The organism is Kaistia soli DSM 19436, assembly GCF_900129325.1.
GTDB classification, from domain to species: Bacteria; Pseudomonadota; Alphaproteobacteria; order Rhizobiales; family Kaistiaceae; genus Kaistia; species Kaistia soli.
Genome location: NZ_FQUP01000003.1, coordinates 309,021 through 325,981, shown reverse-complemented (window position 1 = coordinate 325,981; position 16,961 = coordinate 309,021). Strand labels below are relative to the sequence as shown.

Here is a 16,961-nt window from a genome sequence, read left to right as displayed (position 1 = left end):
GGCGCCTCCTCAGATCGGTAGCAGGTCGGCAATGGCCGACGCGCTGGTGAGCGTGTTGGCAGCGGCCAAAACTTCCTTTTGGGCGAAGCCTGCCATGTAGACCCAATAGCCCGGATTGGTCGTTTCCAGGTCGCGATAGGTCAGGACTTTCAAGGACATATCCGCCGAGACCCGAATGGGATTGAGCGCGACGTCGAAGGCCTGCTCCTTGATGGTCAGGCTTTCGAGGCGCACCGGCAGCACGCGATGGCGGCCCCAGATCAGCAGCGTGAGCGGAGCCTGTTCCGCCGCCACGAACGCGATGCCGCCCAGCGCCAGCGCTTCATTGGCGGCGACAAGGGCGAAAGACGGATAGGCGAGCGTCTCCAGGGCGGCGATGGCGGGATGGAGCCCCATCGCGACGGTGTCCGCGTTCTGCGCCGGCGCTTCAAGCTGGTCGGCCGCATCGATCTCGACCGTGAAGGTGAGCGTCTCGTCCGGCGCTCCGGCGGTGCGCTGTGCATCGCCCCGGCCGCCGCCCTGAGCGCCGCGCATCTGTATGCTGCGCGAGACCTCGTCTGGATTGTACTGGAAGACGATGATCGTCGGCAGCAGCGAGGGCAGCCTGTAGGCGACGAGGCCGCCTTTTCGGATCTTGGGGCTTCCTGGGAAAGCTGAAGGCACGCCATGCACTCCCCGCTAAAGGAACGGTCGCCGGCCCCCCGACCGATACGTGCAACAAACGGCTTTTCTTGTTTTTCTTGTCAGTTCGTGAGCGGCAAATTGATCACGGAATCCAACGTATTGCAAGAACGTGTTCTATAACGTCCGCAGAAAATATTATGTAGTTGTCAGATGCCATTGACACGTCGCCTCATACATAAGATGATGAGCGAAGTCGCAAACATAGTCCCCCATTTGATATATAGCAACTCCTTAGTCAATCAGACGTTTGGAGCGCGGGCAGGCAGCGTCTAAAATTTTAGTCTTTAAGACGCGCCAATAAGTCGTATTTCTTGTAGTAATACAAGTATTGCGGTCGGTCCTGTGCTGTCATTTCAGGAGGCGTAGGCTATGCCAGTCCGGCCCACTTATCCCGGCGTGTATGTCGAGGAAATTCCCAGCGGACTCAAGACGATCGCTGGTGTTTCGACATCTGTCGCCGCGTTCATCGGCACCTTTCCACGCGGCCTCCTGAACCAGGCGGTCCGCCTTCTGGGATTGCCCGATTTCGAACGCGAATATGGTGGGGTCAGCGTTGCCAGCGAGGCCAGCTACGCGATCCAGCAGTTCTTCCTGAATGGTGGCACCGAGTGCCTCGTCGTTCGCGTGGCGAGCGACGCCACGGCTGCTACGGCAGCGGCGCCTGCCACCGTGGTTGCGGTCAACGGGTTCGGCAACAATATCGTGCGTCTCAGCGCCGGCCGCCAGATCCTGGGCAATCCAGCGGACAATCCAGGCGCGTGGGGCAATCTGCTTCGGGTGGAGGTCGACTATTCCACCCGCCCGGCAGCCGTCGCGGCGGAAACCGGCGCCCTGTTCAACGTCACGATCAGCCTGGTGCGCGTCGACGGCGACCGGACGGTGACGGTGGCCAGCGAGCGCTTCATCAATCTCTCCATGCAGGCTGGGCCGGACAACGCGCTCGACACCATCAATGCCGGCTCGGCGCTGGTTCAGCTCAACCGCACTGGATTGGGGGCTCTGCCCGCGGCCAATGCCCGTCCGGCGGCGAGCGGCACGACTGGCGGCCCGATGCCAGCGGCCACGGCCGTCCCGGCCGGCGTGACGGTGCTGAACGCCGTCGTCACGATCGCGGGCGTCGTCACCAACATTCCCAATTTCAATATTCCCGCGCCGGCGAGCATCGGCGCGTGGCCGGGTGTGTTCCAGACGGCGTTGCGGGCACAGGCTGGGTTGCTGCCGCTGGCGAGCCAGCCTTATCTTTCCGAGGCGACGGTGGAGCTCGTTGGTGACAACACCGCGCTCAGTCCACTGCGCTTCTCTGTCCGTCTCGGCCGCAATGCGCGTCCGTTCGATCCGGCCGCCACCATCAGCTTCGGTGGCGCGGGCCTCGCGACTTATCTGCTCGATCCGGCGGCGGCCGTCGCGACGCGTGCCGTCGTGGCGGCGCAGCAGTTTCCCCTTGCCGGCGGCAGTGACGGCACCATGCCGGTCGACGTCGCGCGCTATCGCGGCGTGCGGGGGGCCAAGACCGGCATGTATGCGCTCGAGGATGCCGATCTCTTCAACATCATGTCGATCCCCGATGCTGCGACGCTCACCATGTCGGATGCCGACATGCGCGCGCTCTACACGGAAGCCGAGATCTATTGCGAGGAACGGCGCTCGATGCTGCTGGTCGACATCAAGCCGAATGTCGCGCGGCTCGACCAGATGCAGGCCTGGCTTTCTGCGAATGACACGCTGCGCCATCCCAATGCCGTCGTCTATTTCCCGCGCACGCAGATCAGCGATCCAAATGCTCGTGGCCGGCTGCGCAGCATCGCGCCGAGCGGCACCATCGCCGGGCTGTTCGCACGCACCGATACACAGCGCGGCGTCTGGAAGGCGCCAGCGGGCACCGATGCAAGGCTGCGCAACGTTCAGGCGCTCGATTATGTGCTGACCGATCCGGAGAACGGCGCGCTGAACCCGCTAGGGGTCAACTGCCTGCGCACCTTCCCCGTCTACAGCAATATCTGCTGGGGCGCGCGCACCCTCGACGGGGCCGACCAGCTCGCCTCCGACTGGAAATATGTGCCGGTCCGCCGCTTCACCCTCTATCTGGAAGAGAGCCTTTATCGCGGCACGAAATGGGTGGTGTTCGAGCCCAATGACGAGCCGCTGTGGGCGCAAATCCGGCTGAATGTCGGGGCGTTCATGCAGGATCTTTTCCGCAAGGGCGCCTTCCAGGGGTCGACGCCGCGCGACGCCTATTTCGTGCGCTGCGACGCCGATACCACGACCCAGACCGACATCGACAACGGCATCGTCAATGTCGAGATCGGGTTCGCACCGCTGAAGCCGGCGGAGTTCGTCATTCTGAAAATTCAGCAGATCGCGCGTCGCGTCGACGTCTGATGAGGGCAGGCCATGGCTCAGTTCACCGTAAACGCCCGCCGCTTCGATCCCTACAAGAACTTCAAGTTCCGCCTGAAGTGGGATGGGCGCTATGTCGCCGGCGTCAGCAAGTGCTCGGCGCTCAAGCGTTCGACCGAGGTGGTGGAACATCGCGAGGGCGGCGACCCCAGTACCAGCCGGAAATCGCCGGGTCGCACTAAATATGAGGCCATCACGCTCGAACGCGGGGTGACCCACGATATCGATTTCGAGCAGTGGGCCAACAAGATCTGGAATTTCGGTTCCGGTCTCGGGGCGGAAGTTTCGCTCGCCGATTTCCGCAAGGATGTCATCCTTGACCTCTTCAACGAGGCCGGCCAGAAGGTGCTGTCCTACCAACTCTATCGCTGCTGGGTCTCCGAGTTTCAGGCGCTGCCCGATCTCGATGCCAATGCCAACGCGATCGCCATCCAGACTCTGAAACTCGAGAACGAGGGCTGGGAGCGCGACTATGCCGTCACCGAACCGGCGGAGCCCCGCTTCGAGGAGCCCGCGTGACATGAATGCGGCAGCGCGGAACCATCGCCCGGATTCCCTTTGAACCCGGCGCGGGCAGGGCAGGGCCATGACACAGCACGCCATCCCGGTCGTCGCTCCCTATGCCGCCCGCTCCGCGTCGATCGAGCGCCAGGACGGGGGCCTGAGCAGGGACGGGCGGTTTTGGGTCCGCGCGCTTGCGGGCGAGGATGAACTGGCGATCGCCGACGGGCTCGCCGAGGAACAGAGCGCAGTCGAGATCGCGTCCCGGCTGATCGGCGCGTGCGTTGCCGACGCCGCAGGGCCGATCGGGTTCGAAGCGGCCGAAGCGCTGAGCATCGGTGACCGCGAGGTGTTGCTCCGTGCCATCCATGCGGCAACGTTTGGCGCCTTGATAGAAACGCAGGTCGCCTGCAGCGACGATTGCGGCGAAACGATCGCCTTCGGCCTCGATCTCGATCTGCTTTCAGAAATGCCGCCGGAACCTGGGCCGATGCATCGCATCCGCCTCGGCGCGCGGACGATCGCCTGCCGGGTGCCGACGGGTGCCGATATACGGCGCGCGTTAAGCCATAACGGCTCTGCGGCGGAAAGTCTGGCTCTCGCCTGCACCGACGGCAAGGTTGGCGCCAGCGAAGAGCTCGCGCGGGCCTTGGCAGAGCTCGATCCCAACGCCGAATGCACGCTGTCACTGGCCTGCCCGAACTGCGGCCGAACCTCAACCCTGTGGCTCGATGCTTTCGAACTGCTCCGCCGCGCGATTGCCGAGGAGGGCGGCATCATGCGCCAGGTTGATCGGCTGGCGCGCGCCTATGGCTGGAGCGAGGCCGCGATCCTGGATCTGCCTCGCGACCGGCGCCGGCGCTATTGTTCCCTCGTCGCGGCGGAGAACGCGCCATGAGCGGATTCCTGGAACGTCTGGCCTTGCGCGGCCAAGGCGGCTCGCGTCTCGCGTCCTTGCCGATCATCAGGCCGATGCCGGCGATTTACGGCGCAACGGCACTTGGCAGCGAACCCGGCAATGAAATGTCGCAGGCAGAGGCTGATGGAGCCCGCGCGCAGCCACATGCCGCGGACGTCGGTCCGACACATCATCGGCAAGAGCCGGGGCCGCGGATGTCGGACGCAACGTCGGCCGCGCCGTCGCGGCCTCCGGCAACGCCCGACAGGATCGAGCCATCGCCGGCATCCGCAAACGCACCCCGTCAGGGATCGGCTATTCCTGCTCCTCCTGTCCGCATCCCGGCTGAGCAGAGGGCGATCCCGCGGCAGGAGCGGAAGGTCGGGAACGAGACACGCGCCGATCTGCCGAGAGGCATCGTTCGCTCCTCTGACATAGCGCCCCCGTCCGAGCCCGATCGCCTCGGCCGAAGAAGCCGTGAGGCTGTCCCGTCGCCGTCCGAGCCTGACTTGGAAGCATCGTACCCGGTCTCTCCGGTGCGGACGCGCTCCGGACTGGAGCGGCTGTTCGAGGCGATCGAGGCTGCGGATGAGGTCGGATCCGCCAGCGGACCCACTCAGGCACGGCGGGACGATGTCTCGGTCGCGCCAACGCCCGACGAGGGGCCGCTGGTCAGCATCGGACGGATCACGATCAGCGTCGCGCCGCCCCCGGCTTCTGCCTCATCGGCGCCCACCGGACCACCCCGCAGCCATGGCTTTTCAGCCTATGCCCGCCTTCGGGGCGGGTATGAACGCTAGGCGCCGACCATGGCGGATTTCAACGCGATCGCGGCGGTATCCCGGACCTTGAGGCGGCTGATCGTCGATCGCATGGCAACGGCTGGCGTGGCGGTCACCCTGGCTCCGCCCGACATCACCGTCGCCGGTGTCAACGGTCCCCGCATCAACCTCTATCTCTACGAAGTCGCGGAAGACGCACAGCTCAAGAACCAGAACATCCCCGGCCGCGAACATCCGGCCGCTTACGGGATGCCGCCGCTGTCGCTGACGCTGCGCTACCTGCTGACCAGCTATGCCCGCTCGGACGACCAGCAGGATTCCGACCTGATCGCCCAGGCACTGCTCGGCGACGCGCTGCTGGTGCTGCACGATTTTGGCGGCCGCATGGACGATTTGGAGCTCGTGACCAATCGGGTCGGCGCCATCGGCGATCCCTTACTCGACGCGGTGCTGCGCGCGGAGTTCGAGCGGGCCAAGGTCGTGCTGTTCCACGCGCCGACGGATGAACTCACCAAGCTGTGGTCCGCCATGCCACAGGCCAATTTCCGCCGCTCCCTCGCGTTGGAGGCGCGCATCGTGCAGCTCGAATCGCGCCGTCAGCGCCGTCAGGCCCAGCCGGTCGAGCGGCGCCGCTTGCTGGTCTCGGTGGCGAACGCGCCGACCATCGCGGCTGCCTATCGCACCCCGCCGCCACCGCCTGCCGACACGCTGCGCGACATGCGCATCGCCATTGGCGAGGAACTGACGATCGAGCACGAGCCGATCACCGCCGAGCGGCTCTACGTACGGCTCGGAACGCTGGAGCCAATCCGCATTCCGTTGCCGTCCAACGGCCGTATCAGGCTGTTGCTGCCCGACAGCCAGTATCCGGTCGACCTCGATCACGCCGCTCTCCGGCCGATCCCGCCGGATCAGCGTCTGCAGCCGGGAACGCTGGAGGTGCATCTGCTCGGCGTGACGGCGACAGAGGGTGTCGAAGGCGCGCTCGATCGCGGCGTGCCGGTCACGGAGGATCGCGCGCTCCGATCGAACACGGCGCTGCTGCAAGTGGTGCCGGTCATCGCCGCCACCAGTCCAGCCTTTGGCAATGGCGGCGCCATGCTGCGCGTGACCGGCCAGCGTCTGTGGGCGCCGCATCTGCCGAGCCAGGTCCTGGTCGGCAATGCCGCTATTGCTGTCCGTCCGCCACAGCCCGGCGATGCATGGGCGGCCCCGACACCGACACAGGTGGAAGTGCCGGTCAGCGCGATAGCCGCGTCGCTGCTGCCGAGCGCGACGCCCTATGCTGTCGGCGTTCAGGTCAACGGCGCGCGCAGCCGCGAGACCGGCTTCACATTCAGGCTCGACCCATGAAACCCTCGGTAGCCGTCGCCGATAGCCCGCCCGCCGGCGGATCGGCGGCCGGAGCGGCTGGGGCGGACGAAACGAATTGGTTGGCGCAAAATGACCAGGTGGTGGCGCTCGGCCTCGCCTGGCTGGAGCGCTGCCTGGCGGGCGAGGAAGCCGGGGCGGAACGCGCCACTTGGGAAGAAGCACGCCAGGCGATGCTCGCGTCGGGCGAACCTGCAGCGCTCGATCGCCTCGGTGCCCTGTTTTCGCTGTCGCCCTTTGAAGAAGACGTGCTCTTGCTGGCGTTGGCGCCCGAAGTCGACGGCCGTTTCGGGCCACGTTATGGCACGGCGCAGGGGCGCCTTTCGGCTGCAGCGGTCTCGCCGCATCTTCTTGCGCGACTGCTCACCGGGAGCGAGCGCCTGCCGCCGCAGGCCCTGCAGAGCCTGTCGCCGGGCGGCATGTTGCGCCGCTTCGCCTTGATTGAACTCGACGAACGAGACCTGGCTGTCCATGCCGCCATCACGCTGCCGGAACGCATCCGCCTGCTGCTCTGCGGCATCGAGGCATCGGACGATCCTGCCGATCTTTTGACGCGCCCGGTCCCGCTGGTGTCGCTGCCTGACCGGCTCGAAGCCTCGTCCGCGCGCATTGCCGCTTCGCCTGCGGTGCCCTTGCAGATCCAGATTGTCGGCCCCCGGCGTTCCGGCCGGCGCGGCCTCGCCGCCGCGATCGCCGCCCGCCTCGGCCTCGGCTGCCGGCGCCTGACCGGCCGGCCATCGGGCGCGTCGGAGCTGGCTGCGCTGGCGCGCGAATGCGTTCTCAACAATTGCGCACTGCTGATCGAGATCGACGATACTGATGGCAGTGACGAGGCGGCGCGGAACCTGCGGTTCCTGTTGCCGATGCCGCTCTTCATCGTTTCGGAGCGGCCGGTCGACGGGCTCGAGGACCTGCCGGTGCTGCGATTGCCGGCCTTGCAGGCGGACGAGCGCCTGACGATCTGGCGGCGTTCGCTGCTCCACCCGGCTGAAGCCGATCTCGCGAGCCTCGCCGAGCATTTTGCTCTCGGTCCGAGCGAGATCGACGCCATCGCGCGGCGGCGCAATGCTGATCCCGCCGAAACCTGGTCGGCTTGCCGCGAACTCGGCTCGCGCGATCTGGAGGCCCTCACGACCCGCATCGTCCCGGAGCGCGGCTGGGACGACATGGTTCTGGACCCGGACGTTCTGGCCGATCTGCAGGGCCTTGCCGGCCAGATTTCCCGCCGCAGCGAGGTCCATCGCGACTGGGGGTACAGGCGGATTCTCGGCCGGGCAACCGGCATCAGCGCGTTGTTTGCCGGCCCGAGTGGCGTCGGCAAGACCATGGCGGCCGAGGCGATCGCCAAGGCGCTCGATCTCGACCTCTATGTGATCGATCTCGCCCGCGTCACTAGCAAATATATCGGCGAGACCGAGAAGAATCTCAGCCGGATCTTCAGCGCAGCGGAGGCGGGAGGCTGCGTGTTGTTCTTCGACGAGGCAGACGCGCTGTTCGGCAAGCGCAGCGAGGTCAAGGACAGCCATGATCGCTATGCCAATGCCGAGATCAGCTATCTCCTGCAGCGCATGGAGAATTTCGGCGGGCTGTCGATCCTGGCGACCAATCTGAAATCGCATCTCGACACCGCCTTTCTCCGCCGCATCCGCATCATCGTCGATTTTCCGGTGCCGAACGCAAGCGTGCGGCGCCGGCTCTGGCAGCGGGCCCTGCCACCGACAGCCCCGCAATACGGCATCGATTGGGACGCGCTGGCGCGGCAGGAATTGACCGGCGGCAACATCGCCACCATCGCCACCAACGCTGCCTTCCGTGCTTCGGCAGAGGGCGAGGCGATCGGCATGTCGCATGTCATGGCGGCGATGGCGGCCGAGTTCAGGAAGCTTGATCGCGACAGTTCGACCTTGGGCGCGCGACGATGAAGACGGGTCCCCCCAGCGCGCCGGGAGGCGCTCCCGCAACGACGGCACCGCGCCTCGCGATCGGTTCGGTTGCCGTCTCGGGGATCGATGCCCGCGCGGCCGGGCGTCTTGGTGCTGCGATCGAGAGGGCGGTCGACGAAGCGTCTCGCTCCGGCGCGCTGTCGCCGGCTGGGCGGCCGTCCCTCCATCTCGATCTGCCGCACGGCGCCAATGAGCGCGACATCGCCGCGGCGCTCGTTCGAGCCCTCGGGAGGCGATGATGGCGGGCGGACGGCTGGCGAGCGCGAGCATGGCGAAGGCCGGGCAGGGCTTGACCCGCTGGGCTGCCGCGCCGCGCCACGACCCGCGCGAACGGTCGGCTGACCGGCAGTCGGATGCCGTGATGGGGGGGCGGGGTGTCGAGGCGAACCCTGTCGTTCCGGCCGGGACGGCGCGGCCTGCCGGTTCGTCGCCGATCGTCAGCCGAATGGGGCAAGGACAGAGCCTCGATGCTGCGACGCGGGGCTATTTTGAGCCGCGCTTCGGCGCTGATTTCTCGCAGGTGCGCATTCACGCTGGAGCGCAAGCCGGCCGAAGCGCCGATGCGATGGGCGCCGAAGCCTTTACCGATGGTCGCGATCTCGTCTTCGGGCCGGGCCGCTATGCCCCGGCGTCGGAAGCGGGCCGGCGCCTGATCGCCCATGAACTGGCGCATGTGGTCCAGCATCAACAAGGGCTGATGCGGCAACCGGGGCAGCTATTCCTCAAACCCAAGGCGGTGCGCTTTCAGGACGAGCCGACACTGGACGATGTCTCCGATGGCAAGCGCGTTCTGAAGACCGGTGACAGCGGCGAGGCAGTGGTCCGCCTCACGGTGGCCCTGTCGGAGCTTGGCCACTACACGCTGAGCATCATCGACGAGAATTTCGACACTTATGTCGCCGGCGCGGTCACCAAGTTCCAGACCGCCGCTGGCCTGACGGGCAAGGTCACCGCGGACCAGTGCGACAAGGTCACGTTCGACGCCCTCGACGCGAAATTCGCCGGCGGCTACGGGGTCGAGCGCGCCGTGATCGGCAGGCAGAAGGCCGGCAGCCTTCTTGCCGGCACCGACACACTCGATACGGCGGAACGGAAGGCCGCCGACCGCGCCATATCGACCGAGGTGAAGGCAGTGGGTGGCGGACCGCTGCCCACTTTCGTTCCGGATATCAAGGGCAAGGGCAAATATGAGGACAGGCTCACGACCCTGGTCGAGAGCGTCATCGTCGACCAGTACGACCGGTTCGGCAAGGACAAGGGCAAGGACCACAAGGACCCCGCCAAGCTCTATGACTGGAAGCAGATCGAGCTGATCGCCAAGGAATCGCAGAAGGCGACCGATGCAGTCTTCAAGGAATATTACTCAGGCGTCGTACATCCGGCGCTGACCCAGGGCACCAATCTTTTTGATGGCTGGGACGACAAGGAGGCCCAGTTGAAGGCCGGCGGCAAGGCCAAGGAAGATGAGCGAGCCAACTGGCGCGTGCAGAAGATCATCGAGGGCCAGGATGTCTATCCGCTGGATACCGAGCATGGAGCGGTGCAAACCCGCAAGGCCGAGGCCGATATCATCAAGCGGGTCAAGAAGGCGCTCGTGGGCAAATACCGCAGCGAGCTGATCGAGACCGACAAGGGTTGGCCGGGCTTCGCCGATCCCAATACCGGCAAGATCTTCATCCAGCGCTTCAAGGGCACGACGCCGGACAGGCAGCGGTTCGACATGTGGCACTATTTCTACACGTTCATCCACGAATACATCCACACGCTGGAGAATGCTGACCACACGAAATACCGCCAGACCAAGTCGGAAAAGAAGGGCAACAAGGTGCTGCGCGAGGGCGCGACGGAGTATCTGTCCCACATCGTATGGAGCAGCATCACCTTTGACGCCGCATTGCGGAAGACCATCGAGGGGCCGTTCCACGATCCGCTGACCACCTTCAAGATCCCGCAATTCGTCGGCTATGCCGAGTTCGCCAATGCCGAGCGGCTGGCCGGCATTGTCGGTATCCGCAACTTCCTGGCATCCTATTTCCTCGGCAAGGCCGAGATGATCGGCAAGCCATGAGCAACGCCGACGGGCTTGATTTCTATCTCCAGCGCGACCCACAAGGCTGGCACGGCTTCCCGCGGGCGTCCGAGGCGGAGCTAGTTCGGCGCTATCCTTTCTCCGAGGGCGAAGGCCGGGCGCGCCGCGGGCTCGATCGCATCGACTACCGGTTTCGCGCCCTGAGGCAGCCGGGCTTTGACGCGCCCTTCTTGTTTCACCTTGCCGGGGACACGCTGGCCTTCATCGAAGCTGAGTACTGGTCACTCGATGCCGAAATATGCGCTGAGACCATCAAAGCACTCGGGCCGCCACCGGAACGCATGGACGGCTTCTTCCGCGAAAGCGCCGTGGCGTCGGGCGAATGGCTCTATCCGGCGCGTGGCATCGCGCTGTGCGTCATGCCGGCGACCGGGCTGATCGCGCGCTGGACGGCATTCCCTCCGACGAGCCGCGATTTCTATCGCCGCGCCATCCAGATCACGCAGCCCGCGCGCGAGTTCGAGGAGGGACGGCGGCCATGACCACAACACGAGCCGCCGCCCGCGCTTCCCCTGGCGGCAAGGCCGCAGCGGGCAAACCTGCCGGCGCGTTGCCGAAAAGCGTGCAACGCGAAACGAAGGCGTCGTCGCAGATCGTCGGCGGCCTGGTGCCGCGCGAGAGCACCGCGGGGCAGCCGCTCGCCCCGCCGATCCGAGACTATTTCGCGAGCCGCATCGGTGCCGATCTCTCGCCCGTTCGCATCGCTGCCGACAATCCGGCCGTGGCCTCGCTGGGCGCTCAGGCGATGACCATCGGACGGCACATCGCCTTCGCACCCGGCGCGTTCGATCCGAAGTCGCGGTCGGGCCTGCACCTGATCGGGCACGAACTGGTCCACACGGTGCAACAGCAACGCGGCCGGGCTGCCTCTGCCGGCGGATCGAGAGATGCCGCCGAGCGCGAGGCGGAGCAGGTATCGGGCCGTGTGCTGCGTGGCGAGCGGGCGTCGGTCGGCGAGGCGCGTGGTGTCGGTCCGGCCTTCCGGCTGCAGGACTATCAGAACTCGCTGCCGGGCGGCTATGACGAGCACATCAACGCCCTCGGCGTCAGCCAGCTGCAGACCGATATCGCCGAGCTCACCGAATATCTCGACGCCCAGTATGCCGGGACCGAAGAAACCGACCGGCTCTTCGCCATCCGTGACCGCCTTCAGGCCCGGCTCGCAGCCCTGGTGAAGACGGCCAATGCCGATCCGCCCAAGCCGAAGCGCGCCGCGAAGGGGCGTGGCAAGGGAAAGGCGGCCGCGCCGGCCCTGGCGCCGCTCACGCCCGACCAGATACCGCGCATCCTGCGCGACCGGGCCTCGACGCCGCTGACTGATCCCGACGAGATCAAGCACGAGGTCGATCTCATCATCGCCTATCTGCAACGCGGCGATGTCTCCAACGACGAGCGCAGTATTCTGCGCGTCGAGCTGCAGGTGCTGGCGCCGCAGTTCGAACAAGTCATGCAGGCGGACTCGGCCACACGCCAAGCCAAGCGCGTGCAGGCTGCCTTCGCTGAGGCGGGCGAGGGCGCCGAGGGCCTGAAGCGCAAGATCAGCATCATCGAAGCCATCTATGACGACCCGTCCGAGCCGCTCGCGGCCTTCATCCAGAACGGCAATGAGCGGATCCGCATTTCCAAGGCGCAGGCCAAGCAACTTCGCGCCGATGCAGCGGCCAATCTGCGCAAGGCGCTCGACCGCGCCGCCAGTACGGCCGACAGCGCCAAGGGGCTCTATACCGAGCAGACCAAGGTCAATGACGACCATCCCATTGTCTCGAGAATCTCGGGCTGGCTCGGCGGGGTTGACGATCCGGGCCTTGCGATGTCGATCGCGGCCGGCGTGCTCGCGGCCAATGCGACGCGCGCCAAGGCCGAGCTCGATCGCGGCAACCTTTCGGCCGCCGTCGATCCTTTGGTCGCGGCCTCGACGCAGGCGCGCAAGATGGAGATGGCCGTCTATGCCTGGCATACCGGGCTGATCAGCGGCGCCGAGACTGCAGTGACTGGCCTGACCTTCGTGCGCGACGCGGCCTTCGCCATCGATATCGCCATCGGCGCCGTGGTGGCGGCGCCCTTCGTCGCGGGTGCCGTCGGAGCCGGCGGACTCGGACTCACCGGCGCCGCGGCGACCGGCACCACGATCGTCGGCACAGGATTGGTCGTCGGGTCCGGCGCGGGATCGGTGGCCGGCACATCCGAATATGTCGGACAGCGTATCGCGGGCGCCGATCACGCCCAGGCCTTGGCCGCCGCCAATGAACAGGGCGAACGTCGCTTCAAGGAGGGATTCGCGGCCGGCGCGGGCGGCGCGACCACGCGCATTGTTGGCCAGGCACTCGGGCCCGGAAGTACGGCGGCAGGACAGCTCACCAACCGGCTGGTGTCGCAGGGCGCTGGAAACTTTGTCGGCTCCACGACGCAGGCGAAGCTCAACGGTGCCGATCTCGACGATGCGCTGCTGTATGGCGGCAGGCAGACGGCGCTGGGTTCGATCGGCACTCTCGCGGGTGCGCCCTTTGCGAATGGGTCGCTGCTGCAGTCGACCGTATCGACGGGGACCAGCCTTGGCGTGAACTATCTAGACGTTCGCGCGCAGGGCGGCAGCAATGCCGAAGCCCTGCAGGCGACCGCGATCAATCTTGCCACGATCGGGGCCCTGCATGCCTCCCCCAAGATCGAACGGCAGCAGGCGGGCTATGAGGAGGCCGGCAAGAAATTCGGATCCGGCGTCAAGAGCACGGCGGTCAACGCCAAGAACCAGATCGGTTCCTATGCGCGCGCGGGCATGCTGGGCCTTCAGCTTTCGCTGCCGCCACTGCGCGCCGGCAACAGTTCCGGCACGGTGCCGGCCACGCCGTCTGCGCTGGTGGCGAGCCAGAACGAACAACCGGCGAGCCAGGCGGCCGCGCCGCCCGACACGAAGGCTCAGGCGCCCGCGGCCTCGACGGTCGCACCGAATGTCGAGGCGGAGATGGGAATCCCGGCGGCGCAGCGCACGGCTGCGCGCAACGCCTTCAGGGGCAATCTGACCAGCCAGGATAATGCGCCTCTCGGAACGGTGTGGAACCAGGTCGCCAATCCGGGTGAGGCCGCCACGCTGACAGCTGGTAACAGCAGGCGGCTGTTCAACAATCAGCGCAACCGCTTCTGGCGCGCTGTTCGCCGTGACCCGGCGGCACTGCAGGCGATCCGCGCCATGGGAGGCATCTTCCCCGAAGAGCGGAATGGCGGCGTCATCAATCCGAACGCCACCTCGATCCCGGAGATCAACCTGCCGGACGGAACCCGTCTGGGGATCTCCATCGACCATCAGGTCGAACGCCAGACCAATCCCAGCTTGGCGCTTAACCCCAACAATCTACGCCTCTCGACCATCCGCGAGAACACTGTTGTGCTGCGCCAGCTCCATGATCAGGACCCGTTCAACAATCCGCCGCCCAACTGGACACCCGGCCCGTGAGCCAGCCGGACGATGCTCACACAGGTTGACTAGGAAACTTTTGACGATATAGTTTCATAGTCAACCACATCGCTACGGACTCGGACATGTCGTCTGTCTCAGACCTCGACGCCCATACGGGCTATCTGCTTCGGATGGTGTCGAATGCCGTGTCGCAGGAGTTCGCGCGCAGCGTTGCGGGGGAAGGCGTGACCGTGGCGGAGTGGGTCATGCTGCGCGCGCTTTATGGCGGTGATGCCATCGCGCCTTCTGCGCTGGCCCGGAAGATGGGCATGACGAAAGGGGCGATCAGCAAACTGGCCGATCGGCTGCTGGAAAAGGGGCTGATCGTTCGTGTCGGCAACGCGGAGGACAAGCGCGCCCACACCCTTTCGGTATCGGACGCCGGCGCCGAAAAGGTGCCACTTCTCGCGCGGCTCGCCGATGAGAATGACGCGGCGTTTTTCGCGACGCTCGGCCGCCAGGATCACGAACGGTTTCGAGGCCTGCTGCGGGCTTTGATCGACAAACACGGGTTGGCGACAATTCCGGTCGACTGAGCCCTCGATCTCTCACATCTCTCTATCAGGAAAGGATCTGCGCATGGACGCGGAACGACGTGCTATCGCCAAATTCTGTCTCGACGCAGCGCATGAAGGCAAGCTGAGCTTTCCGGAAATTATCGGCAAGTTGGTCAATGCCGGCTTCGAGGGCTACGCAGTCGATTATCGCCGCAACAGCCAGACCTATTATCTGCCTGATGGCGACAATGCCGACTTCGACATGCCGCATCCCGCCGGTTCGGTGGCCGCGGTCTTTGACGGCGACGCAGTCGAGGCCCTCGTCCGGTGGGCGCAGCGGAACGCGCCCGATTATTCCTATGCGGCTTTTGGCGAGAAGGTGAAGGCCGCCGGTTGCGCCGGCTACCTCGTCTCCTTTCTCGGTCGCCGCGTGGTCTACTATGGCCGCACTGCCGAGACTCATGTCGAGCTGTTCCCGCAATGAGCAGATGGACCGGTTCGTTATTTCGGTGCGACCGGCGCGCGCGGTCCGCCCGGCGATCGGGAAAAGACGCGTTTGGCAGGCTTGGATTTCGCTGCCCGATACCTGCCGTTCCTTGCCGAGGGCGCGCCGCGCCATATGTTCGTGGATAGGTGAATCCGACATCGTCGTGCTTGAATGAGATGATCCGGCCATCGCGCTTTTGCGGCGGAGGGCCGGCGCCAACCCAGTGAGCTTTTCCATGTCACGCATCTTCATATCCGGCTCGTCCATGGGACTTGGACTGATGGCAGCCGAACGCCTGGTCGATCAGGGTCATGAGGTCGTTCTGCACGCCCGCAACGCCGACCGCGCCGACGACGCTCGGGCGGCTCTGCCAAAGGCCGAGTCGGTTGTGGTCGGTGATCTCGAGACGATCGCGGGCGCCAAAGGCGTGGCTGATGCGGTCAATGCTCTCGGGCGGTTCGACGCGGTGATCCACAACGCTGCCGTCGGCTATCGCGAGAGCCACCGGATCACCGCCGACGGCTTGCCGAGCGTCTTTGCCATCAACACGCTGTCGGCCTATATCCTGACGGCGTTGATCGAGCGGCCGAAGCGGCTCGTCTATCTCTCCTCCGGCATGCATCGCCACGCCGACGCGAACCTCGACGACATCCTCTGGAGAACGCGGCGGTGGAACGGATCGGCCGCCTATGCCGAGAGCAAGCTGCATGATGCGATGCTCGCCTTCGCGATTGCGCGGCGCTGGCCGGAGGTCTTCTCCAATGCGCTCGAACCTGGCTGGGTGCCGACAAAGATGGGCGGTCCTAGCGCACCTGATGACATCAATCAGGCCCATCTGACGCAGGCCTGGCTCGCGGCGGGCGATGACGAGAATGCCGATGTGACGGGTGCCTATTTCTTCCACCTGAAGCAGATGAGCGCGAACCCGCAAGCCCATGATCCCGCCTTGCAAGATCGGCTCGTCGCGATCTGCGCGGAAATCTCTGGCATCGCGCTGCCGGCCTAGGTCAGGAGCGAGCTGATGCGCTGCGCGTCCTCGGGGGTGGCCGGGTTGTAGACGACCATCGTCAGGTCCTTGCGTCCATCGACAGCGAAGGCCGAATATTCGAACGAGACGTCACCGAGGACGGCGTGCCGGATGTGTTTCACGACTTCGCCATGAGGCCCCTGCACATCGTTCGCTTGCCACAGTCGCTGGAAGTCGGGGCTGAGCCGGCAGAGCTCCTCGACGAGGGGCGTTACGTCCTCGGCGGCTCCGGCGCGGGCGGCATCGACCCGAAATGAGCCCAGGGCGAAGCGCGCGACGCTTTCCCAATCATATTGCGTCTCGCGCGAGCGCGGATCGAGGAAGATGAAGCGCAGGATGTTGCGCTGATCGGCTGGAACAGAGGCATAGTCCATGAGCAGCACGGACGCTGCCTTGTTCCAGGCGAGAACGTTCCAGATGGCGGTCCGCACGAGCGCGGGGCTCGGGTCGAGCGCATCGAGGACGCGTTGCAGCCGCGGCGTGACGCTGTCGCTCTTCTGGTAGCGGACCTCGGGTGGATGGCCGAGGCCGATAAGGAAGAGGTGCTCCCGCTCGACATCGGTCAGCATGAGGGCGCGCGACAGCCGGTCCAACACATCGGGCGAGGCCGCGCCACCGCGTCCCTGCTCAAGACAGGTGTACCATGTTGGGCTGATATTGGCGCGCTGCGCAACTTCCTCGCGCCGCAAGCCGACGGTGCGCCGCCGGCCGGTTGGATAGCCGAGGGCTGCGGCGTCGAGCTTGGCGCGCCGATCACGGAGATAGACGCCGAGTTGATTGCCAGGCCCGGTTTGGCCGCTCATCGTGACAGACATTATACTACCTTAAGCTACC

At 65.7% G+C, this 16,961-nt stretch carries 15 protein-coding genes; 13 read left to right on the top strand and 2 right to left on the bottom strand.

Going from position 1 to position 16,961, the window contains the following annotated elements; translation table 11 throughout:
* Positions 1-9: 9 nt before the first annotated feature.
* Positions 10-663: a hypothetical protein gene (locus BUB39_RS15000; protein ID WP_073054795.1), complete on the bottom strand. Its 654-nt coding sequence runs from the start codon at positions 661-663 to the stop codon at positions 10-12.
* Between the two features lie 390 nt (positions 664-1,053).
* Here BUB39_RS15000 and BUB39_RS14995 point away from each other — a divergent pair, with 390 nt between their 5' ends.
* From BUB39_RS14995 to BUB39_RS14935, 13 genes are all read left to right on the top strand, one after another.
* Positions 1,054-3,063, top strand: coding sequence for a phage tail sheath family protein (locus BUB39_RS14995; protein WP_073054794.1), 2,010 nt, complete (start codon positions 1,054-1,056; stop codon positions 3,061-3,063).
* 12 nt (positions 3,064-3,075) lie between these two features.
* A complete protein-coding gene (locus BUB39_RS14990) occupies positions 3,076-3,600 on the top strand; it encodes a phage tail protein (protein WP_073054793.1) in 525 nt (174 codons plus the stop codon).
* A gap of 67 nt (positions 3,601-3,667) precedes the next feature.
* Positions 3,668-4,480, top strand: a complete 813-nt coding sequence (locus tag BUB39_RS14985) for a T4 family baseplate hub assembly chaperone (protein WP_073054792.1) — start codon at positions 3,668-3,670, stop codon at positions 4,478-4,480.
* Between the two features lie 509 nt (positions 4,481-4,989).
* On the top strand, positions 4,990-5,280 hold the full coding sequence (locus tag BUB39_RS25235; RefSeq protein WP_139251489.1) for a hypothetical protein: 291 nt from the start codon (positions 4,990-4,992) through the stop codon (positions 5,278-5,280).
* Between the two features lie 9 nt (positions 5,281-5,289).
* On the top strand, positions 5,290-6,615 hold the full coding sequence (locus tag BUB39_RS14975; RefSeq protein ID WP_073054789.1) for a Pvc16 family protein: 1,326 nt from the start codon (positions 5,290-5,292) through the stop codon (positions 6,613-6,615).
* 80 nt (positions 6,616-6,695) lie between these two features.
* Positions 6,696-8,555 (top strand): AAA family ATPase, encoded by a 1,860-nt coding sequence (locus tag BUB39_RS14970; RefSeq protein ID WP_139251488.1) that lies wholly within the window; start codon positions 6,696-6,698, stop codon positions 8,553-8,555.
* Positions 8,552-8,815 carry a hypothetical protein gene (locus BUB39_RS14965; protein ID WP_073054787.1) on the top strand — a complete coding sequence of 88 codons (264 nt, stop codon included), beginning with the start codon at positions 8,552-8,554 and terminating at the stop codon, positions 8,813-8,815. The genes BUB39_RS14970 and BUB39_RS14965 overlap by 4 nt, the downstream gene beginning before the upstream one ends.
* Before the next feature lie 29 nt (positions 8,816-8,844).
* Positions 8,845-10,644: an eCIS core domain-containing protein gene (locus tag BUB39_RS14960; protein ID WP_139251512.1), complete on the top strand. Its 1,800-nt coding sequence runs from the start codon at positions 8,845-8,847 to the stop codon at positions 10,642-10,644.
* Positions 10,641-11,147, top strand: coding sequence for a hypothetical protein (locus BUB39_RS25500; RefSeq protein ID WP_073054783.1), 507 nt, complete (start codon positions 10,641-10,643; stop codon positions 11,145-11,147). The genes BUB39_RS14960 and BUB39_RS25500 overlap by 4 nt, the downstream gene beginning before the upstream one ends.
* Positions 11,144-14,113 (top strand): eCIS core domain-containing protein, encoded by a 2,970-nt coding sequence (locus BUB39_RS14950; RefSeq protein ID WP_073054781.1) that lies wholly within the window; start codon positions 11,144-11,146, stop codon positions 14,111-14,113. Before BUB39_RS25500 ends, BUB39_RS14950 begins: the two co-directional genes overlap by 4 nt.
* Positions 14,114-14,247: 134 nt before the next feature.
* Positions 14,248-14,652 (top strand): MarR family winged helix-turn-helix transcriptional regulator, encoded by a 405-nt coding sequence (locus BUB39_RS14945; RefSeq protein WP_244540261.1) that lies wholly within the window; start codon positions 14,248-14,250, stop codon positions 14,650-14,652.
* 43 nt (positions 14,653-14,695) lie between these two features.
* Positions 14,696-15,097, top strand: a complete 402-nt coding sequence (locus tag BUB39_RS14940; RefSeq protein WP_073054777.1) for a DUF1398 domain-containing protein — start codon at positions 14,696-14,698, stop codon at positions 15,095-15,097.
* 238 nt (positions 15,098-15,335) lie between these two features.
* On the top strand, positions 15,336-16,106 hold the full coding sequence (locus BUB39_RS14935; protein WP_073054775.1) for an SDR family NAD(P)-dependent oxidoreductase: 771 nt from the start codon (positions 15,336-15,338) through the stop codon (positions 16,104-16,106).
* On the opposite strand, the gene BUB39_RS14930 is transcribed toward BUB39_RS14935, so the two are convergent.
* Positions 16,103-16,942: a helix-turn-helix transcriptional regulator gene (locus BUB39_RS14930; protein ID WP_084527419.1), complete on the bottom strand. Its 840-nt coding sequence runs from the start codon at positions 16,940-16,942 to the stop codon at positions 16,103-16,105. The two genes, BUB39_RS14935 and BUB39_RS14930, sit on opposite strands and share 4 nt — an antisense overlap.
* Positions 16,943-16,961 lie beyond the last annotated feature (19 nt).